This window comes from Mesorhizobium sp. C399B (genome assembly GCF_030323185.1).
GTDB lineage: Bacteria > Pseudomonadota > Alphaproteobacteria > Rhizobiales > Rhizobiaceae > Mesorhizobium.
The window spans coordinates 1,418,641-1,438,995 of the sequence record NZ_CP100472.1; the positions used below are offsets into that span (position 1 = coordinate 1,418,641).

Consider the following 20,355-nt stretch of genomic DNA (forward strand, 5'->3'; position numbering starts at 1 on the left):
ATACAGAGGGGATCTCATCATGAAACGTTCCGTAAGACTGTTGGTTTCCGCTGCGACGCTGTTTCTGGCAGTCGGATCGACGGGCTATGCCGCCGACATCATCGACGGGCCGGTGGCCGACCATTGCCGGACCGTCGGCACATCGAACCTGGTGTTGAACGACAACATCGTCGATCTCAAGGTCCAGGTGGTCAAGCTGATGGACGAGTCGGTGGCCGTCGCCAACAGCTCGGAATGGATCAATTCGTCCCGCCCCGCCTTCGTCTGGGCGTCGGAAGCCAAGGTCGCCTGCGGCATGGCCTATGGCTACCTCAAGACGAACTACAAGGACGAGGACACGCTCAACAAGTGCGAGTGCTTCCACGACCGCATGGTCGAGTACATGAACTGACCGAAAGGGATCAAGTCGCGCCGACAGGCTGACGATGATCGCCCGTGGAAGATTGTCGAGAGCGATTGCCGGAGCGATCGCACTGGCCGTTTTTGCCCCTGAAGCCCGTGCCAACTGGCTGGAACGACCTGCCCTCGAGCAGCAAGCTCCGTCCGGCTTGACGCGGCCGGTTCGCTGCGATTTCGCTCCGGAATGGACGCGCGAGACATTCAAGGCGTTCGCGACGTGCCAGGCATCGCTCTACGGCCTGGAGCCGGTGCTGGCGCACGCGGTGATGGAGATCGAAAGCGGATTCGATCCCGATGTGCACGGCGCCGATGGTGAAGTCGGGTTGATGCAAGTGATGCCGGCGACGGCGCGAATGCTTGGCTTTCGCGGTTCGCTCGACGAACTCGCGGTCCCTGCGACCAACATCGCGCTCGGCGTCAGATATCTGGCGCAGGCAAACAGCCTTGCCGAAGGCGATCTTTGCACGACCGTCATGAAATATCGCGCCGGGCACGGTGAAACCCGGTTCTCCGAACTTTCGGTCCGCTACTGCCGGCATGCGCGCGCAATCCTGGCGAGAGAAGGTTTTGCGGTGGCCGGGCCATTGCCGGTGGCGACGTTCGGATTCTCCGCATTCCCGACAGCAGGAGACGATGGTGCCCCTGCCCCGGCGAGGCGGATTTGTGTGCGCCGGCTGTTCGTGCCGGGCCCGCGATACATGAAATGCACGGACTATCGAAGCGCCGGGCAAGCCAGAATGATCAAGGCGCTCCGGGCAAGACTTTTCGACGGCTGAGCCATAATCCAGCAATTGCAAAGACGGCGAGGCAAGTCTGCCGTAAGATGAACGGATGAGACCGGGACAAATACCCGGCGGGATATGAGGGAGGCATCATGGATTCTGGCCGGCAGCGACACGGTTCGTGGACGTGGGCGATCGTCTTTGCGTTAGCGGGCATAGTGTCGGGCTGCCAGTCGAAAGGCAGCGTCTCGGACGCGCTCGACCAGGCGGCGATCGCCGCACCCGGAGCGCCGGCCGCCGGCACCGCTGCCAGCCCGGCCCAAGCCACGCGATCGCTCGGCACCGGGTCGACGAAGGTCACGATGCTGCTGCCTTTGTCGGCCCCGGGAGTCGCCGGCGAAAACGGCCGGAAGATGCTCGATGCGACCAAGCTGGCGATGGCCGACCTTGGAAATGTCCTGCTCACGGTCACGGTCGAGGACACCAAGGGCGACAGCGCGCACGCCAGCGAATTGGCTGTGAAGGCGATCACCACTGGAACCAAGATCGTCATCGGCCCGGTCGAACTCGCGGCCGCGCAGCACATAGCCAAGCTCTCGGGATCGAAGCGACCGCCGGTGCTGGCGCTGGCCGACAATTTCGCCGGCGGCCCGGGCGTCTATGCGGTGCGCCTCAACGAGGCCGACAGCGCGGCCGCGGGCGCAGCCGGCCTGGCGGCCAAAGGCAGCAAGAAGTTCGTGTTGCTCGTCGCGGCAGGAGCGAATGCCGGCGCGGTTGAAACGCGGGTCGCCAACAGCCTCAGCATCTATGGCGCGACGCTCGCCGTCACCATTCCGTATCCGGCCGGCGATGGCGGCACCAAAGTGGTCAATGATATGGGCTCGCTGGTCGAGGCTCCCGATGCCATCATCATCGCCAGCGGCGACGACAATCCGGCGCAGATCCTTGCGGCGCTCAAAACGAAAGGCATTCCTGGAAAAGCAGTCGCCGTCATTGGAACCAACCGCTGGCTGGAACATCCGATGGAGCCGCTGTTTGAGAGCTCCTACATCGCCACGCTCGACCCAACCGAAACCGGCCCGATCGCCGACCGCTTCAAGACGACCTACAATTATCCAGCCGACGCCAATGTCGCCTACGCCTATGATATGGTCGCCCTGACAGCAGGAATTGCAAGTTCGGCCGGGCCTGACGGCTTCAGCAAGCAGGTGCTCGAAAATCGGAGCGGATTTCGCGGATCGACCGGCCTGTTCCGGTTTCGGGCGGATGGCTCCAGTGAGCGATCCATGCCCTTCTACCAGGTTCGAAAAGGTGCACTCAAGCTGGTCGCCAAATCGACATCGGGGTATTGAGGGGCAAGGAACCTTGCTTGAGTTGATGGGCTGGCTGAGGCACAATCGCTTGATATTGCTCGGAAGCCTGCTGCTCCTGTCCGGGGTCTTGTTGATAATCCGGGCCGCCGATCTGCTTCCCATCGATCGGCCGATACCAGCGCCGCGTCAATCCATCGACGATAGCCAGCCAATGCGACCAGTTGCGACCGTCGCCAATACGCCATGGCGAGGACGGGCACGCAAGATTGCTCAGGACCTTATCGCGCCGCCACAGCTTGATTCGGCGCAAATCGAACGGGTCGAGCCGCGCCCGCCGCTCAGCGACCTTGGTCTGGCCGCGCCTGCAGGGATGCGGATGCCAAAGGATTGGCCAGGGGTCTTGCTTTACCAACCGGTTGCCACCTCGTCGGCAACCTTCGAATCCATGGGGCGCAAGGTAGTCATCAGCGGGATCCAAGGCATTGACCTGGATGAGACCTGTTCCTTTCGTGGCATCGCCTGGCCTTGCGGCCAGCGTGCGCGCGCGACGTTCAATTCCTGGCTGCGCGGCCGGGCGCTGAAATGCGTCGTGCCGCCGGAAATCGATCGTTTTGCCATTGCGGCACCGTGCAGCTTGGGCAAGCAGGATGTCGGCGCGTGGCTTGTTTCCAATGGCTGGGCGACGGCCTTGGCGAGTGGCATCTATGGCAAGGCGGAGGCAGTGGCCAGAGACGCGCAGATGGGGATATTCGGCCCGCCGCAATAGCCGATAATTCGGTGTCGTTGCTTTTGCCGCCGTAGCCTTGCTTTTGAAGGGCTGATTTCGGGCCGATGGTAGGTGATTGCGCCATTACTAAAATTGTATGTTTCCTCGAAACTGAAAGTGCAGCACCTTGGCCTTATGACAGCCGATCAGGCGGGAGATTGGCTAATGATGACACCAATGGCGAATAGCTCGCCCCGGCAATGGAAAGATATCGCATGGCTGACTGCCCTGGGATCGGCGGGAATTCTGCTCCTCTCGGTTGGCCTAAATTATCTGCTTCTGTTCTCGGAAGCCTTGACGCCCTTCGGCCGCAGCATGGTCACAGCGATCCTCTTGCCGGTCATCGTCGGTGGCCCACTTTTCCTGTTCATTGGACTGCAGCGGACCGAGCTCGTCCGTTATCGAAGAGAACTCAACAAGTCGGCGACCTTTGACAGCCTGACAGGCTGCCTCAACCGGACAGTCTTCACGTCGATGGTCGAAAGGAGAGCAACCAGGCCGGAATCGTCTGGTCCAAGATCTGGCGCCTTCCTGGTCATTCATCCCGAACACATCAGGTCCATCAATCTGCGCTTCGGCCTTGGCTGGGGTGACGAAGCCTTGCGGCTCATAGCCTCGACCATCCAGTCATCGGTACGCAAGGAAGATCTGGTGGGCCGGATCGGAACCTCCATGTTCGGGGTCTTTCTGCCCGGTGCGACAGAAGACGACGCCAGGGAGATCGGCGACCGTATCCGGGCGCGCGTGGCCCAAGCCTATTTCGCGCCAAAAGGAACCGCGGACACGCTGACCATCAGCGTCGGCGGCGTGGTGTTTGAAAACGAGTTGGAATTCGAGGACATGTTCCGATCGGCGGAATCGCTGTTATCCGGCGTCGAACGCCAGCCCGGATTTCAATTGTCGCACCTCCACAACTAGCTGAAACAAGTCGTTGCCGGAGGAACACCGCCGCAAATGTCTTGCCGCACGGCTGCGGCAGCGATCATCTTGGCCCTTGTTGCCAAACCGGACGATTGACCCATGGGCGGTTTCAACCCGTGGGAGGTCTGGTTCCTGACGGTGCTGACGGCATCGCCGCGCATCGCTGGCAGTATTTGCCGGACCGACCAAGTTCTGGTTGCCGCTGGTTGCAGCAACCTTGATCGCCTTGATGGCCGGCTATCGGACCATGCTGCTGCCGCCGAACTCCTGACAGGTCGAGACACCCGCCGCGCGAGTAGCATCAGGTTCGGCGCTCAGGGTACGAGCGACAAAGCTTGAGGCACACAGATGCTGGACCCCCACGGCTCTCTCTTCATCGGTGGGGATCACAAGCGCGTCGACGTCGGAACCAGCAAGGCTGATGACCTCGTCGCCTCGCCCATTCAGCTTGTGGTCGATATTAACCGCAAGCCAGCCGGCCACAGCCCCGGCCCTCTCTCACAGTTCGAAGGCGCTTTCGATTTCGCCGTTGATTTGGTCGGCAGGGATGCCAGGCTTCTCGGCCGCTGTCGTCAATTGGCTGCTAAGTCGCTGGCGGCGATCGGATCGCCCCGCGTCACAATCGCGGCGCGGAGGGGTTTTATTAGCTCCCCCTCATCTTGACGCCGGCGCCGGCTGCTCCAAAGTCTTGGGCATCGCTCGGGGAAGTATCAAAGTTGGCGACGAGGTCGCAGTCACGGCGATTGTGCGCGGCCGGGTGACGCCCGATCGCATGAGCGTGACGATCCCCTCCTACGACTTCCCGCATTCTGTTGTCGATTCGACTTGGAAGACTGTGATTGGCCAGCATATGGAATTGATCGGCCCTGTCACACGCATCGACGGGGACAAGGTAACCGTCAGCCTCCGGCCATTGGTGACTGTCGAGGCCGAGCACGTGCGCCTTGTCGAAAGACATGTGGCACTTCCACGCGGGCGAAAAAAGTCGCTGGTTGACAAGGCTTAAACTTCGTTGCCGACCCCAGGAACAGCCCACTGAAACTTTCTCCTTCACATCGGCTCTGGTCGCCTCCCGCTAGCTGCCGGCGCGTTGCGATATCGGCACAGTAGACGGGTTGGCATTTTCCGAACTTTCCGCCATGTCGTCGCGATGACGTTGGCGAAGGCGCTTCAGCAGATCGCGTGTGGCTTGAATCGCCCTGCGCGATTGATCCATGTTCTGGCGAAACGTGGCGCGTTCCTCCATGGACTTCTGCCACTTCAGCAAGGTGGCCGTAGTCGCAGTAGCGGCTTGAGCGATTTCTATGGGCGTTGCAACCATCGCATTCTCCCTAAAAAGGCAATGGTAAACGCAATCTTTATAGGCCCAACGAAACCCTTCTCCAATTAAAAACGACCATACGGCATACGGCAAAATGGCTATTCGTCGGGGCGCTCGACGGCAGCTTCGTCGACCTCGGCCTCCATCTCGTCGTTGACGGTCTTGGTCTTGCCAAAACGGTCCATCGCCACACCGTCAAAGCCCTGCAGCCACGCGTTGGCATGTTCCTGCCAGTAAGCTGGCACCTCACGCTCCTTGCCATCCTTGCGCGCTTGGGCGCCGTACATCCAGGCGTAGGTGGCGCGTTCCTGATCTTTCTTAGGCATGGCCATTTGCATCATCCTCCCGGAAATCCAGCAGCCTTGCGTGCCGCAGCTTCTCTTCGCCTTTGAGGGTCTCGACCCAGCCAACCAGTCCGGGCTTCAGCCACTCGGCCTTTTCCTTTTTATGTCCCTTCGGGACCGGGCCGCCAACCTTGCCCTGGACACGATCCCAAAGCGCTTGCCGCTCATCGGCATTGAAGTTGACGAGTGCGCCGCCTTTGTAGAGGCCCTTTTCAGCCATGATCACCTGGGTAGCTTTGCCGCGCTCGCGCTGTGCACCGTGATTTGCATTTCCTTTTCCTCAAAGCACTTGATCTTGCGCCAAGCGCTCGTTTGCCGCTGCGATATGGACTGCCCTTGAGCTTCGAGACCATGCCTTCTAGCCCGTCTCGTTGACCAGGTGGCAAACGGCGTCACCAGTGCGGCATCGCTCCGCTGAATTGAATGCGCCCGCCGGCAGGGATCATTTCGTGCAGAATCTCGCCGCGATCTTCGGTCGGCATCCCGCGCAGGTCATGATGCTTGGAACCCTGCCGGTTGCTGACCGTTCTCCGTCAATGGAAGCCCCGAACCAACAGAGCCAAACGATCCTCGTGGTTGACGGCGACGTCATCGCCCGATGCGTCATCGCGGACTATCTCCGCCACTGTGGCTACAGGGTGATTGAGGCCCATTTCGCACGTGAGGCGCAGCAAGCGTTGAACTATGCGGAGTTCGGTGTGGACACCGTCTTGTGTGACGTTGACCTGCCGGGCAACATGAACGGGTTCCAACTGTCGAAGTGGGTTCGCGAGAACAAGCCCGAGGTCAAAATAGTGCTTTCTGCCGCAGTAGAACGAACTGCGATCGCGGCGGGCGACCTTTGTCAGCAAGGCCCGCACCTTGCGAAGCCGTATGAGCCGGCCAACGTAGTGGACCATATCAGGCGACTGCAGCGTGTTTGGAGCTTACGATCCAGGAACCCTGGTGCAAAGCGCAATTGATCTCTGTCCAGACGCCGAGAGGCTCGTCTGCATACCAATGGTGATTTAGCCCTGCGAACTGGACGCCGCTCAAAGGAAGAACGGCGTATAAGCCGCAGTCCTGCGTGCGGCCGCAACAGTGGACGGTTGTCGCGCGCAGGACGGAGGAAATTCGCCCTCCTGCCGCGGGCGGTGAACGGGATACCGTAGGAGCGTCAGCATAGCGCGGGCCACAGGACGAGACGCGGCACCGACTGTCCCGTCCGGAAGTCCGGATGTTTTGGCGAGGCCGACCGGCTGAGATCGTGCGCATTTTTGTTCTCGACGGTACGGCCGCTGATCGGCGATGATGCGAGGACCGAGTTGCCCGGAAGAAATCGATCTGGTCTTGCACCTTTTTTGCTTCCTCATTCGCGGGGCAGCTTGTGATTTTCCAGCCTGACAGACCCTCCCCTGTCTATAAGAAATTTCCCGACGCATGAGCGCACGTCCAACACAGTGCGGGCTCCAATGCTCACCGGCTGCGCGAGAATGGTAACCACCTACCTTGGGGGAGCGCCACGTGCGTATTCAACGATGCAGGCGCTGCCAACCTCGGCATCCCCGGGAATAGCAGGCTTATAAATGAATATATCGTTGATCAACGCTATCGGCGCAGCCGCCGGGAGATGGACAGACCGCGTTCCAGCTAGGGGGATCGATGTTCCAGGCTAAAGGCATTGGCATGCCCGAATTAGAAAAAAGACCTGAATCCCGTAAAGCAGCAACAAAATGCCGAAAGCTATCCAGAAGCCGGGTCGCGTAAGCAATGCCAGATCTTTTCTTAGCTGCTCCATTCAAATCAACTAACACGGCCAAGCGTCGTTCCCGTCCGCTGGGGACAAATTTCAACTAAGCTAATAGGCTTCGTCGCATAATGGCCGCGCCACTGCGGATCGAGACACCTCAGCGCCCCGCATGAGCACGCGCAACTCGATCGGAGGCGCAAGGAGAAAGTTCGGAACGGTTCCAAGAACCCCAAGCAAATTGAGCGCCGCAGCGGACGATAAGGTTCACGGATATCCCGGCGAACATCCGCACAGCAATGGTCAAATCAGCGGCAGAAGGGCGCCCGAAGGCTGCCGGCGGCTCCTGTCGTCGGAACGAAAAAAGAGAAGAAGCAGAACTTTCGTGTGCGATCGCGCACATCAGATCACGTCTGCGCTTCAGTTCGCTTGAGAAAACCGCATCTCTTCGTCACCGCCTCATCGAGAGTCACCGCTGCGGCATCCTGAATACAGGTCGGCGATCCGAAGAGCATGCATTGCGCAAGATTTTCCAGATGAACTGATGCCGAGACCGGCCCAAGCGTCCACCCTAGCCTCCAGCCGGTCATTGCATGAGACTTCGACAGGCTGTTCACAATTATCGTCCGCTCTCTCATTCCGGGAATGCTATTGAGAGGAACTCGCCGTCGAACACTGTGCTGCGGTAAACCTCATCGCTGATGATCCATAGATTGTGCCGCTCGGCAAATGTGGCAATGATCCTCCTTGCCGAATACATATCCGCCGGGATTGTTTGGGGAATTCAGCAAGATCGCCCGCGTTCGATCTCCTACCGCTGAACGGAGAATATCCTCGGATGCCTTCCGCCGCGCATTTTGCAGCGATAGTTTGACGGGTCGGACCACTGCTCCATCGGCGCGTATTGCCGCTTCGTATGGAGATACCAAGGCTCGAGGCAAAGCACCTCGTCGCCAGCTCCGGCAACGGAAGCTTAGTGTGATTGAGCGGCCAGGCGGCCGGTCCCCAATTCGTTCGAATGATGCGCTTGCCTCGCCAATGTCGCATGGTGAGTCAGCCGGCAAACCAAAACACTCAACCGCCGGTTAGGCCCGGCCGCCTGATGCGCCCCACAAGAGGCTGTGCCGGGCCGTTCGTCGGGGCTTCTGCACCTGAGCGTTAATGTGCCCAGGCAACACACCATTGACGCCAAGACGATGGCAAGAAGGGGAGCCGCGCAGTCCTCAAGAATAAGTCAGCAGGCACCTAGACCGATGTAGGGCCTTCCAATCGCAGCTCTCGGCTCCTCGCGGCGCCGGCGCCCTGGCATCGTTTGATTGAACGAAGACGCTGAGTTGAGCTCTCGATACAAAAGCATCTCAGTCCTCGTGCCTCAATGGTTCCGGGCATGCGGCTGCAGGGGATGAAGTCATGAAGTTCAGGGATTTGATCAGACGCGCCGAGGACAATGTGGAGAGGTCGTTCGACGATCTCGAAGCTGACTTGGCTAACGCTGTCGACCAGTGCCTCGATTTGGAGGATGTCGCCGACGTGCCAAACATGGCAGGCGACAACAACGAACAGGATGACAGCGTACGGAGTGAGGGCGGTGCCGGCGACGACGATGATAGCTCGCCGATACCAGCACATCGGCTGACCTCACACACGCAGAGCCGAATTGCTGCCGTGAGCTCGTTTAACGGCTTGTTCCACGATGCCAAGCTCCATTTCGAGGAGATCAACGCAAAAATCTCCGAAATTACAAGCACATGTCAACTGACGTTCGAGTTTTTTCACATCCTTCACGCGGACATTCTCCGTGCCAACGAGCTGGAGTTGGCGAATCAAAATCTGATCGCAGATCAAAGGAGCTTGTCGGAAACACTCAATGACCTGAACAGACGGTACTGTGAGCGTCAGGGCACGGTCGAGACATTGCAGCAGCGCCAGGCAAGCCTTGTTCAGGAGTGCGAAGTGCTCCGTGGCGCATTGGCCGCGGCAAGGCTGGAGCTGGTCGAAGCGGCGAACACCACCACAAAGAACGAAGCGGAATTTGGCGACCTCACGAACATGCTTGCCGCCGCAAATGTCGAGGCCGACAGGCGCTCCCGAGAGAACAAACAGCTGCGTGAAAAGAATGTGAGCCTGTCTATTGACCTGGAAAAGGCCATGAAGCGGGAGGAAGAGGCACGGCATAGGCTGGATGCCTTCTCCACGATCCATGCCAACGAAGCTGCGCGAAATTCCGAAATGCTGAGTGCGCTCGGCAAGAGCGAAAAAGAGGCAATCAAGTTGCACACCTCACTCGAGGTTGCGCAGGCGAAGCTATGGGAGGTGACCGAAGCAGCCAGGATTATGCAGGCGGACATGGATGGCGAGCTTAAACGCTGCCAGGCTGAGAACCGAGGATTGCGCTCAGAAATTCAAAGTCTCCAATCGCGCTTCGAACTCGCCTCAATCGCAAACAACGAGGCCGCGGCCGAGATCGCCAGGCTCCAGCTACAATGGAGCGACGCCCTGGCGGAAAAACAGGTGACCGACGAAAGGTTGGCCGCACTCACCGAGGAGGCCGAAACCAACAAGGTGAACCTTTCCAAGATCGCCGCAGATTTTGCACAGCTGTCCATGCAGCAGGCGTCCGATCAGATTGAACTCGATGTGAGACGGCAGGAATGCGAGGACTTGCGGGTCGAAATTGCCTCGGTCAATGCTCGGGTCAGGGAATTGCTGCCCTACAAGAGGTCGCATGGAAGCGCGAACGCCTTGCCGCATACATCTGACGTGGCAAATGTAGCGGTGACTGCAGACCGAACGGTGCATGCCGCGCGCCGTGGCCGCCGCAGGGCCCTCGCTGCGTTGTAGGAGCAAAGAACCTCTCCTCCCGAGGCAGTCACTCCTGTCGATGACAATGTCCCAGACGAGCCTCGCGCGTCGGCCGCCGGCGTCACCCCTGTCGGCCTCACGTCGCCTACCCCAATATGTCAGCATGCACGCCTGCAGTGTGCCTGCGATCGACCGCTGACAGCCGCCATGTCACTGCCGGAAAGCCCTCGACATCTGGTCGGTAAGCGGCTTCAGCAGATAAGACCAGACGCTGTGTTCGTCCGTACTTATGTGAACCTCCGCTGGCATACCGGGTTTGAGCACTTTGGCATCGGTCAGACAGGTGGACTTGTCTTCGACATTGATGCGCGCCGAGAAATAAGAAAGCTGGCGCTGTTGATCTTTTATCAGGTCCGCCGAGATGCGCTTGACAGACCCTTGGCAGGCAGGCGTGGTGCCGGCGTCGAAAGCCGGAAACCGGATCGAGACCCGCTGACCTGGACGAACGTCATCTATGCGCGACGGCGCAATCAGCGCGTCGACCACAAGGTTGCCGGTGTCAGGGACGATCATCATCAGAACTTCGCCCGCGGCAATCACGCCGCCGATCGTGTGAATGGAAGATTCCTGTACCGTTCCCGATTGCGGAGCGCGGATGGTGGTTTTGGCCAGTTCGTCCTGTGCCACAACCTTGCGCTCGCTGAGTTCGGTTTGCTTGGCTTCCGTTTCACGAAGTTCGCTCGTTACGTCACTACGCCTTTGTTCATCGAGCTGAAGAATCTGCAATTCGGTCTCGCTGATCCGGGCCTGCGCCTCGGCAACTGCCGCCGCGAGGCGCCCTGATTCTCCGTGCGCCCGGGTGGCATCCAGTCTGATGTTGCTAAGTCGCTCTTTGGACACCAGTTTCTTTGTAAAAAGCGCCTGTACATCGACAAGATCGCCATCCAGCAGGACCACGGATTGTTCTTCCGCGGTCTGTTGCGCCTTGAGGCCCTCAACTTGGCGTTCGAGTTGCTTTGAGCGGCTTTGCAATTGTGCCTTCTGCCCGTTGAGGGCCGTAGCGCGGCTGTCGAACAGCGTGCGCTCGCCGTTCACCAGCGCAGCCAGCTCCGGCTCGCCCATTCGCGCTTGAAGGCTGAACGGAAGCTGCATCTCCGACAGGCCTTGCCGCTCTGCCTCCAGCCGCACAAGCCGAACCGTTGCCCGATCAAGATCCTTGCTAATTATCAGCAGATTGGCCCGTGTCAGTGTGTCGTCCAACCGTGCCATCACATCGCCGGCCCGTACATGATCCCCGTCTTGCGCGAAGATGCCACCTATCGTGCCGCCCGTCAGATGCTGCACCTTCTTTATGTTGCTCTCGACCACCACGGTCGCCGGCGCAATTACCGCGCCAGCAATCTTGGTCAGACCGAGCCAGAGCCCGCCGCCGGCAAGCAACATAACCGTGACCGCCGCACCCAGGATCAGGTTGGCCCCGATTCCATCGCGCGTGCCCGAAATCGCGTTGCGCCGGCTCCCATTGCCGATCGGGGCCGATGGAGCCATCGTCGCCTCAGACAAAAAAATATCCCTCATGCGTGACCGCTCACCCCTTTGTGCATCGCGACGGCCGCTGCCGGGCGTTCAACCGGCGCAGCAAAGGGGCGGATGACGTTGGCCAGGACCTCCTCGCGTGAGCCGAAGGCGTGAAGCATCCCATTGGACATTACGAGTACCCTGTCGATGTTGGTAAGGGCAGAAGGACGGTGCGCAACTACGATGACGATGCCTCCACGTCTGCGCACTGCCAGGATCGCGCCGGCCAAGGCGGTATCGCCATCGACGTCCAGATTTGAATTCGGCTCGTCCAGAACGACGAGAAACGGATCGCCGTAAAGTGCCCTGGCAAGCCCTACGAGTTGCCGCTGTCCAGCCGACAACGCTGTTCCTCCCTCGCCCATGCGAGTTTGAAAACCGTTCGGCAATCGCATTATCATTTTGTCGACGCCCGCTGCCTTGGCAGCTGCCAGCACGCCCTTGGCGTCGCCCTTCCCGCCAAATCGCGAAATGTTATCGGCAACCGTTCCATCAAACAGTTCGACGTCCTGGGGCAGGTAGCCAATATGTGCTCCAAGGTGTTCTTGGTCCCATTGGTCAAGCGAGGCGTCGTCCAGCCTCACCGTGCCGCGAAGTGGCTGCCAGACGCCCACCAGCGCGCGCACAAGCGTGCTTTTGCCAGAGCCGCTCGGGCCGACAACGGCCATTCCCGTCCCTGCAGCCAGGCGGAAGTTGACATTGGCTACCGTCGGTTTTTGCTGGCCCGGTGGCGCTATGGTCAGGTCCTCGACCGCAAGCTCCGCTTGGGGGCGCGGAAGTTCCATATGTTCGTCCCGGTCAGGAAAAGCGGCCAGCGCCGTTGCCAGTTGCGAATAGCTTTGCCGGAACGCGGCGAAGCCTCGCCAGTTCGCGATAGCGGCGTCAACAGGAGCCAATGAGCGACCCAGCAAGATGGAGGATGCGATGATCACACCTGGCGAGGCTTCGCCTCCTATCACCAGGTAGGCACCCAGTCCAAGAACGCAGGACTGCAAGGCCAAACGCAGTGCCCTAGAGAGTGCCCCGGTGGCGCCGACGACGTCGGAAAGCCTCTCTTGGTGCCGCAGATATGCGTTATTGATCTCGCCCCAGCGGTGGGCAAGCCGTGCGGAAAGGCCCATCGCGCGTACGACTTCCGCGTTGCGGCGTCCGGATTCGGCGAGATTGCGTTGCGACACCAGCGTCTCGGACGCGCGTGTCACCGATGTGCGGCCAAGAACTTCCGCCATGACCGTGAGCAGCACGACAATGATCGCACCGCTTGTGGACAACAGACCGAGCGCAGGATGCAGGAAATAGATGATCAGCAGGTAAAATGGAATCCACGGAGCGTCGAATATAACAGTCGGCCCCATTCCGGAAAGGAAGCCGCGTAACTGATCGAGATCACGGAGGGGCTGTATCCGGTTCGCATCCTGCCCGCCAATGAGCGGCAAGGACAGCGAGAGGCCGAACACCCTCTGCTTCAAATTCCTATGGACACGATTGCCCACTCGAACCAGCAGGCGCAGCCGCACGAAATCCAGCAGCCCGTAGACAGCGTAAAGACCCAGCATTCCGATGGTGAACCCGACAAGCGTCGGAACGCTCTGCGAAGGTAAAACGCGATCGTAAATTTGCAGCATATAGACCGAGCCGGTCAGGGCGAGAAGGTTTATGACTGCCGAGAAGATGCCGACGCCTACCAGGCCAGGCACGGTCCCAAGCATTGCGCCTCGCAGATCCGACGAACTCCTTCCACCAGGGTTCATAGGCTTCGACCTCCCGTGAGTGATCGTTGCGCAAGCTCACTGGCCCCACTGGGCACCGACAATCTCTTGCTGTTCAGGAGCGTATCCCCTTAGCCTTCTAATATTACGCCCCACTAACATGCTTGGACTTTAGTCAAAATGTAGCAAAATCGTGGCGCTGCCCTCAGAAACCCGGAACCCACATGTCAAATCGGGGGAAAACTGCCGTTCCATGGTATTTGGGCGGGGCTTCATGCCGGGCGGAGCGGCCCAAGAAAACCACCCCCTGCCCTTTTTCGGGACATTTTCGCGCTTTAGCGCTTCCTCGCAACAACCAGGAAGTGTTGCGCCAGCTGGCCAGGAACGCAAAGCCTTCTGCAGGCCTTCTCGACAGGCTGCATCATCATTTCACAGAACCCTGGCAACAGGTTTCCCGGCCGAGGCAGGTAACCGTACGGTATCGTCTGCTCGACGGTGAATCCCGAGGCAGTCAGGAGGGCCTTGAACCTCGCCGCGCTCAGCGTGTGGCGAATTGTGCGTCCAGACACTCGATTGAGCAGCCGGCACGCCAGGCCGACGGGCGACGTCGCATTCATGTGAACGTTGCACACAAGCCGCCCGCCATCTTTCAGGTGCTCATTGATCGCTTTCAGTGCATGCCATTTCAGTTCATCCTCTGCGTTCAGGAAAAAACGAAATGCGGTTACCACATCGAACGTCATACCCAAATTCTCCCTTGTCAGGTCGACGTGACGCAAACTCACATTGGGCGGTACTTGAGCGCTGTCGAGCATAGTTCTGGAAACGTCGGCGCCAACCACCTCGCTGAAGAGGCCGGCGGCTACCTCGGCGATGCGGCCTGTTCCGCATGCGAAATCGAGGCAGTTTCGGCTAGCTCCGCTCAAGGGGCGAAGAACGTCGAGGATCAGCGGCTTTTCGATGTTCTCCCAAAGCGCGCCATAATAGCCGGACCTGTGTGTTTTGTTGTAGTGTTGGCCGTAGCCGGGCGCGCAATGGCTGGTCCTGTAGCCGTCCGACACGAAGCCGCCCTGCGCATTGCTCTCCTTGCTAGACGTAAATTCCTGCCAATTTCCGGACTCACCGGCGCGCGACCTGGACCGCACAATTCGCGCTGACGGCATATGGAAAGCATAACTTGACGACTGCGTCACCTGATCCGCGTTCGTTGAGGGTGTCAGGGTCGCTCCCTGGTTGAAAATGCGCCTCACCTTGGATCTCCGTTCAGTTGGGTTCGCCCCCCGATAGAACAGTAAGCTCCGCACGGACTGCGGCTGACGCCCTATTGGACCGCCACACTTTGCAGTTCACTGCTGAATCTGGCTTCGACAGTATCCCCCGGCAGCACAATCGCATCTTCGTCAACCAACAGCTTGCGCCATTCATTGCCGATCTTGCGTACGATGGTCACCTGGGCCCGTACCGTTTCGCCGGCAATCGGCAATGGCTGTGTGGATGCTCCGGTCGGCTGCAGCTTCTCGCTGGCGGCATGGAGCCTGGCGGTGACATCCGCCAGCCGGGCGTTGGTGTCCTTCAGATCCGTCAGCAGGCCAATCCTCCTTTGATTGTCGTTGCGTTCGTGCTGTCTGACAAAGTCCTCCTGCTGGCGCCGCGCCCTCATCAGTTCGACCGAGGTTTGAAGCGCGCCGCTTGAAGATAAAAGCAACGCGCGCCTGACATCCGCGAGCCGGGTGTTGGTCAGATTGCCTGCATCGAATGCCTTCGTCACTCGCGCCAAATCTTGCTCATCCGCCTTCACGCTCTCGCCCTCGACTCGTTCGCGTTTCTGCAAAACGCCAATTTGCTCGGCAGCGTCCGTCCGGCCCTTCTCCAGAAAATCCTGCTCTTGCCGGAAATCACTCAGCGCAACCTTCAGCGCCTCTGCTTCAGCCTGTGCCATCGCGGCTACAACGCTCGGCGAAAGAGGTGATCCCTGTGGTGTCTTCTTGTCGAAATCCGCCTGGCCCTGAAGCTCGGCGCGAATGCGGGCGGCGTGAAGGTATTCTTTCGTGTAATCTCCCCAGAGCATTTCGTAGTCGCGCTTGAGATCAACCGGATCAGGCCCGGCCTGGCCTGCCCGTGATCGCAAAAGACTGAAGCCGCCGGAGACGGCCAGCGCCTGCCGTACAGTCATGAGCGGACGGTAGGCCTGTTGTCCCGGGGTGAGCACATCGCCCGTTACATAGATCGGGCGATAGTCCGCTATGATCGCTGTGACATCGTCGGGCTCGACAGTAACTGTCTGCTCCCGCCCATCAGTCAGACGCACGTGAAAAATCTTGCTTGGCAAGACCTCTTGCATGCGCCTTTGCAGTTGGGACGCCGTCAGGCCTGCGACCATGATCATTCCAGCCTCCGGAAGGGCGATATTGCCATCCATCTGGACTACGGCGCGCTGCGTCCGATCAGGGATCGGCGCTATTCCTATCTCGACCGTATCGCCAGGTGAGAGTTGATAGGGCTCGACCTCGCCTGCGCAAGCCATCGAGGTTAGCGACATCATCACGACTGCGCCAAGAACGTATCGTCTACTGAAGGTCATTTGCGACAATCTCCTTCCGGTCAAACACCGGCTTCAAAGGCCATTCAACACGACTAACGAAATCGTATACCGGGCCACCGGGCACGCCCCAGTTGCTGGACCAGACCACCTGGGAGCCGTCCGGAGAGGGAGAGGCATGCGTCTCGCTCCAGTAGTCGAAGGGCGCGTTGTGCGTGTCTGCGACACGGCGGACCTCTCCACTGCCGTCTAGACGCAGAGCAATGACTTGCTGAGCGTAAGGCGCCCAATCCGGGTGCTGCGATAGTTCGGCTGGCGTGCCGCCATAACTCAGAAACACCCAGCCGGGCCTGCCGAGCGACCTGAGTGACGCATGCATGGCCTCGCCATATTTCATCAGCGAGGTAGCCTTGCCATCAGCCAAGCGGCGCTTGATCACCTGATATTTGTCAGGATCCGATTTGCTGATCCCGACATAGATTTCGCTTCCGTCGGAATCGACCGTCATGTCGCCATGGCCCGGTCGATGGTGCTCCATCCACTTCTGGCGCAATATGCCGTCGATGGAGAAGACGAAACTCGCTTCGATTCCGTCCGGTAATTGCTGGGAACACACTATGTTGATTCCGAGTGGTGAGATCGAGCAGGAGCCGGTCGTTCCCGGGAATTCGGCAAGATCGATATCCGGGAATTTCCGCCGTTGCTTGAGATCGTAGCCAAAAACCACCGCTCGGCCGTCATTGTTCGTTGCACGCACCGCAATCCGGCTGCCGTCGCGGCTCGGATTGCCTTTGTTGGGTCCAAATTTGAGGTTGGAGTACGCTCCGGAGGCGAACACGACGTCCTCATGATCGGTACGTGGGGCCCATGTCGCAATCTGCCGGCCCCCGACGCAGATCATCAACTCGGGATCAGTGGGATGCCATTCGCATTCGGTCGCGCGGTTGCGGTGGAACAAAGGCAAGTAGGTTTGTCCGTCGAGAAAGCACAGGCCACCGCAGCCATTGGCGATCAGGAGCAGGCTCTGGTCGGCATTCCAAGCCTGTGCGCTTGAGTAACGGTGGGTGCAGTACTTCTTCCCGCATACACCCGCCCGGCCGAGAACGCCCGGTCTGGTGATCCGTGCGAAAACCATGCCAGACCAAGGATCCCTTGTTTGGCGCACATAGCCCGGCAGGTTGTTCACGACCGCTGTGGCCGCCACCTCCGCTGCCTTGCTTTGACGGCCGCCGGCAACGTAGATGTTGGGAGATATGGCACCGGCAGCCAGCAACAGCGCCAACGCATGACGGCCGCCCAGGGTCATGTCATGTAACCCACTTCGCGCCGTACCCGGCCTTCACTAAGGCGCTCGCGCCACCACGTGATTGTTCGCTCCAGCCCATCGCGCAGGCTGGTCTGTGTCCGCCATCCAGTCTCACGTTCAAAGCGCGAGGAATCGGCGAGCAAGGCGCGAACTTCGGAATTTTGCGGCCTCAGGCGCCTTTCATCACGACGGACCGGCTTTTTGCAATCGGTCAACTCAAGAACAATGGCCAATACGTCCGAGACGGTCGCGGCGCGTTGGCTGCCAGCGTTGTAGGCGTGGCCGAACTCGAGTTGGGCGAGACCTGCGGTCAGGAACGCTGTCGCGGTATCTTCGACATAGGTCAGGTCGCGGATCGGACTGGTATCGCCGACCATGATTGCAGGACATTTCGGGTCGAGGACCTGCCGGATAATGGTCGGCACGATGGCGCGTTCACTCTGGCGCGGGCCATACGTGTTGAAGGGTCGCATGATGACCACAGGGACATCGAACGACCTGGCGTAGGACTCCGCCATCATGTCAGCGCCGATTTTGGATGCCGAATAAGGTGACTGTCCCTGCAGGGGGTGTGTTTCGCCGATCGGCATGGTTTGGGCAGTTCCATAGACCTCGCTCGTCGAGGTATGGATCACCCGCTCCGTCTCCCACAGGCGCGCCGCTTCGAGGACATTCACCGTGCCTAAGATGTTGGTTTCCACATAGGACTGGGCAGCGGCGTAGGAGTATGGAATCGCAATAAGCGCCGCCAGATGAAAAACCGCGGCTTGGCCGCGCATGATCCGGTTAAGGAACGCACTGTCGCGGACGTCACCACGGACGAGCCTCAACTGGCTGCGGATGGTGTCCGGCAGATCGTCTAGCCATCCATGGCTGTCGAAGGAATTGTAAAGGGCAAGGGCTGTGACATCTGCCCCGTTGCGAACAAGCGCCTCCGTGACATGCGAACCGATGAATCCGTCCGCGCCGGTCACCAGGACTTTCTTTCCATTGTAGCTCATCACTGCGCATTCCCTTGGCTGTTTGGAACGCTTCCCTTGGATATTCAAACGTCGATCGGCGGTACCGGAACCCAACCGACCACTGCCAGCACTCCCCGCACCATCCACGCGAGGTCGGAGACGATGGTGCGTCGCGGATAATATGAGAGGTCCAGTGTTGCCTTGGCGGGGAACATGACCTCCCGGTAGAACACGATCGGATCTACGGATTGGGGGAAGTAATGCGCTTCGTGCCGAAAAACGACCTGGGCTGGTCCCAGCAGGCCTGGCTTGTATTGCAGCACGGCCCTAAGCTCGCCCCGGAAACAATCGGCGAAAGCCAGGCTCTCGGGCCGTGGGCCGACGATCGCCATTTCGCCTTTGAGGACATTCCACAGCTGCGGTAATTCGTCCAGCTTCGTCGCTGCGAGAAAGCGGCCAACGGTGGTCATGCGTGTATCGCCCACGACCGTCAGCGCAAGGCCTTGAGAGCCGCAGTTCACACCGAATTTGCGAAATTTGTACATGCGGAAGGTTCGGCCGCCGGCCCCGATGCGGGTCTGAGCGAACAAGATCGAGCCACCGCCCTCGAGCAGAAGCGCTCCGGCGATCAGCAGCATCAATGGCGCCAATGCGACGGTAGCGATGCCCGCCACCGCAAGATCGATTGCGCGTCTCGCAAAGCCGTGATCAGGATTTGGAACGAACATCCGGTGAAAGGCAGGGTCTAACGCATTCATGCAGCAGTTCCTCTTTGGGCGCCTGCTTTGAGCGCGCCTGTTTTGAGCGCGGCTGCCAGGGCAGCCACGACTGATTCGGCGGCGGCGGAAGTGATCTGGGGGTGCAGCGGAATTGTGAGCTCTCGCTCAGCGAAATCCTCTGTTCGGGGCAAACTCACGCCGGGAAGGCGCTCGCGGTAGAACGTCATTTGGTGCACCGGCGGGTAGTGGATGGTGGTCTGTATGCCCTGTGTCCGCAGCTCGTCGATGACATCCTGCCGGCTCGCGTAGCGCGGCAGGACGATCGGCATGATGTGGTAAGCCGACGTCCGGGGTTCGCTAAATGGAATGACAATGGCTGGGCAACGGTCCGCGATCAGGCGTCGGTACAAGACAGCTATGATACGCCTGATTTCGTTCCACTCTTGCAGGTTCTGCAACTGAACCAGCCCTATTGCCGCTCGCATCTCGTCCATTCGGTAGTTGAACCCGAGCATCGTGACATCATATTGCGGCGTACGACTGTTCAGCCGCTGATGCGTCCCCGTGGTCATTCCGTGCCCGCGGGCCAGGCGAACCCTGTCGAGCAGATCGGGGTCACGTGCAATCACGGCGCCCCCTTCGGCCGTTGTCATGTTCTTGTTGCCATAGAAGCTGAACGCGGCCGCGGCGCCGAAGGTCCCGACTTCCCTAAGCCCGGGCGCGTGCGCAGCGTCCTCGATGATATGCAGCCCGCGAAGCCGGGCGAACCGCTGCCATTGTTCCCGATCGGGGAGATACCCGGCGAAGTGAACGAGAATGACCGCTTTCGTGCGCGTCGTGCACCGCGCTTCGGCTTCCGCAACCGAGATCAACGGCACGTCGACGGACTCGATATCGACGAAGACCGGCGTCGCCCCTACATACAGCACCGCATTCGCCGTCGCCACGAACGTCAGCGAAGGAACCAGTACTTCGTCGCCAGGGCCGATGCCCAAAGCATGGAGGAGAAGATGGAGCGCTGCGGTGCAGGAACCAACCGCAACGCAATCTCGCGCGCCATGCATGCTGGCAAAGGCCTGTTCGAACTCTCGTACCCTGTCCCCCATCGTAAGCCAGCCGCTATCAATCACCTGCGACAGGGCTGCCTTCTCTGGCACGCCTAGGATCGGGGCGCTCACCAAGAGCATCTTGACCTCCTGAAAGCCTTGTTAGTGGCTAGACCTCTGCA

22 protein-coding genes are annotated in these 20,355 nt (G+C 59.7%); 10 read left to right on the forward strand and 12 right to left on the reverse strand.

Annotation, left to right across the window (positions count from 1 at the left end; translation table 11 throughout):
- Positions 1-19: 19 nt before the first annotated feature.
- The 8 genes from NLY36_RS06735 (at position 20) to NLY36_RS06770 (ending at position 5,127) form a co-directional block, all read left to right on the forward strand.
- Entirely contained in the window at positions 20-391 is a 372-nt protein-coding gene (locus NLY36_RS06735; protein ID WP_023736102.1) for a hypothetical protein, read from the forward strand.
- A 274-nt stretch (positions 392-665) separates the two neighbouring features.
- Complete coding sequence (locus NLY36_RS06740) at positions 666-1,175, forward strand: transglycosylase SLT domain-containing protein (protein ID WP_502882034.1); 510 nt, start codon at positions 666-668, stop codon at positions 1,173-1,175.
- A 98-nt stretch (positions 1,176-1,273) separates the two neighbouring features.
- Positions 1,274-2,473 (forward strand): ABC transporter substrate-binding protein, encoded by a 1,200-nt coding sequence (locus NLY36_RS06745; RefSeq protein WP_023736104.1) that lies wholly within the window; start codon positions 1,274-1,276, stop codon positions 2,471-2,473.
- 13 nt (positions 2,474-2,486) lie between these two features.
- The gene (locus NLY36_RS06750; RefSeq protein WP_245260260.1) at positions 2,487-3,200 is read left to right on the forward strand and encodes a thermonuclease family protein; all 714 of its coding nucleotides are present in this window, start codon (positions 2,487-2,489) and stop codon (positions 3,198-3,200) included.
- Between the two features lie 165 nt (positions 3,201-3,365).
- On the forward strand, positions 3,366-4,118 hold the full coding sequence (locus tag NLY36_RS06755; RefSeq protein ID WP_023687765.1) for a GGDEF domain-containing protein: 753 nt from the start codon (positions 3,366-3,368) through the stop codon (positions 4,116-4,118).
- A 102-nt stretch (positions 4,119-4,220) separates the two neighbouring features.
- Complete coding sequence (locus tag NLY36_RS06760; protein WP_023696398.1) at positions 4,221-4,460, forward strand: hypothetical protein; 240 nt, start codon at positions 4,221-4,223, stop codon at positions 4,458-4,460.
- 9 nt (positions 4,461-4,469) lie between these two features.
- Complete coding sequence (locus NLY36_RS06765; RefSeq protein WP_023696399.1) at positions 4,470-4,784, forward strand: hypothetical protein; 315 nt, start codon at positions 4,470-4,472, stop codon at positions 4,782-4,784.
- A gap of 109 nt (positions 4,785-4,893) precedes the next feature.
- Positions 4,894-5,127 carry a hypothetical protein gene (locus NLY36_RS06770; RefSeq protein ID WP_348524906.1) on the forward strand — a complete coding sequence of 78 codons (234 nt, stop codon included), beginning with the start codon at positions 4,894-4,896 and terminating at the stop codon, positions 5,125-5,127.
- 69 nt (positions 5,128-5,196) lie between these two features.
- Here the strand turns inward: NLY36_RS06770 and NLY36_RS06775 are convergent, their stop codons facing one another.
- The 3 genes from NLY36_RS06775 to NLY36_RS06785 form a co-directional block, all read right to left on the reverse strand.
- A complete protein-coding gene (locus NLY36_RS06775) occupies positions 5,197-5,442 on the reverse strand; it encodes a hypothetical protein (protein WP_286461765.1) in 246 nt (81 codons plus the stop codon).
- Between the two features lie 98 nt (positions 5,443-5,540).
- Positions 5,541-5,774, reverse strand: coding sequence for a hypothetical protein (locus tag NLY36_RS06780; RefSeq protein ID WP_023737034.1), 234 nt, complete (start codon positions 5,772-5,774; stop codon positions 5,541-5,543).
- The gene (locus NLY36_RS06785; RefSeq protein WP_023729558.1) at positions 5,761-6,006 is read right to left on the reverse strand and encodes a hypothetical protein; all 246 of its coding nucleotides are present in this window, start codon (positions 6,004-6,006) and stop codon (positions 5,761-5,763) included. Before NLY36_RS06785 ends, NLY36_RS06780 begins: the two co-directional genes overlap by 14 nt.
- Before the next feature lie 229 nt (positions 6,007-6,235).
- Between NLY36_RS06785 and NLY36_RS06790 the strand changes: the two genes are divergently transcribed.
- Positions 6,236-6,748, forward strand: a complete 513-nt coding sequence (locus NLY36_RS06790; RefSeq protein ID WP_023713845.1) for a response regulator — start codon at positions 6,236-6,238, stop codon at positions 6,746-6,748.
- Between the two features lie 1,171 nt (positions 6,749-7,919).
- Here NLY36_RS06790 and NLY36_RS31510 read toward each other — a convergent pair.
- The gene (locus NLY36_RS31510) at positions 7,920-8,150 is read right to left on the reverse strand and encodes an aminotransferase class I/II-fold pyridoxal phosphate-dependent enzyme (protein ID WP_084026284.1); all 231 of its coding nucleotides are present in this window, start codon (positions 8,148-8,150) and stop codon (positions 7,920-7,922) included.
- A gap of 772 nt (positions 8,151-8,922) precedes the next feature.
- Here NLY36_RS31510 and NLY36_RS06795 point away from each other — a divergent pair.
- Positions 8,923-10,353, forward strand: coding sequence for a coiled-coil domain-containing protein (locus NLY36_RS06795; protein ID WP_023737035.1), 1,431 nt, complete (start codon positions 8,923-8,925; stop codon positions 10,351-10,353).
- A gap of 171 nt (positions 10,354-10,524) precedes the next feature.
- On the opposite strand, the gene NLY36_RS06800 is transcribed toward NLY36_RS06795, so the two are convergent.
- The 8 genes from NLY36_RS06800 to NLY36_RS06835 form a co-directional block, all read right to left on the reverse strand.
- Positions 10,525-11,862, reverse strand: a complete 1,338-nt coding sequence (locus tag NLY36_RS06800; RefSeq protein ID WP_023737036.1) for an HlyD family type I secretion periplasmic adaptor subunit — start codon at positions 11,860-11,862, stop codon at positions 10,525-10,527.
- Between the two features lie 26 nt (positions 11,863-11,888).
- Positions 11,889-13,601 carry a type I secretion system permease/ATPase gene (locus NLY36_RS06805; protein WP_023737037.1) on the reverse strand — a complete coding sequence of 571 codons (1,713 nt, stop codon included), beginning with the start codon at positions 13,599-13,601 and terminating at the stop codon, positions 11,889-11,891.
- 335 nt (positions 13,602-13,936) lie between these two features.
- Entirely contained in the window at positions 13,937-14,851 is a 915-nt protein-coding gene (locus NLY36_RS06810; RefSeq protein ID WP_023737038.1) for a class I SAM-dependent methyltransferase, read from the reverse strand.
- 71 nt (positions 14,852-14,922) lie between these two features.
- A complete protein-coding gene (locus NLY36_RS06815; protein WP_023706595.1) occupies positions 14,923-16,182 on the reverse strand; it encodes a polysaccharide biosynthesis/export family protein in 1,260 nt (419 codons plus the stop codon).
- A complete protein-coding gene (locus NLY36_RS06820; protein ID WP_023706594.1) occupies positions 16,169-17,446 on the reverse strand; it encodes a hypothetical protein in 1,278 nt (425 codons plus the stop codon). Before NLY36_RS06820 ends, NLY36_RS06815 begins: the two co-directional genes overlap by 14 nt.
- The gene (locus NLY36_RS06825; RefSeq protein WP_023691489.1) at positions 17,443-18,447 is read right to left on the reverse strand and encodes an SDR family NAD(P)-dependent oxidoreductase; all 1,005 of its coding nucleotides are present in this window, start codon (positions 18,445-18,447) and stop codon (positions 17,443-17,445) included. Before NLY36_RS06825 ends, NLY36_RS06820 begins: the two co-directional genes overlap by 4 nt.
- Before the next feature lie 44 nt (positions 18,448-18,491).
- A complete protein-coding gene (locus tag NLY36_RS06830; RefSeq protein WP_023681043.1) occupies positions 18,492-19,166 on the reverse strand; it encodes a sugar transferase in 675 nt (224 codons plus the stop codon).
- Positions 19,163-20,314, reverse strand: coding sequence for a DegT/DnrJ/EryC1/StrS family aminotransferase (locus NLY36_RS06835; protein ID WP_023737039.1), 1,152 nt, complete (start codon positions 20,312-20,314; stop codon positions 19,163-19,165). The genes NLY36_RS06830 and NLY36_RS06835 overlap by 4 nt, the downstream gene beginning before the upstream one ends.
- Positions 20,315-20,355: the final 41 nt, after the last annotated feature.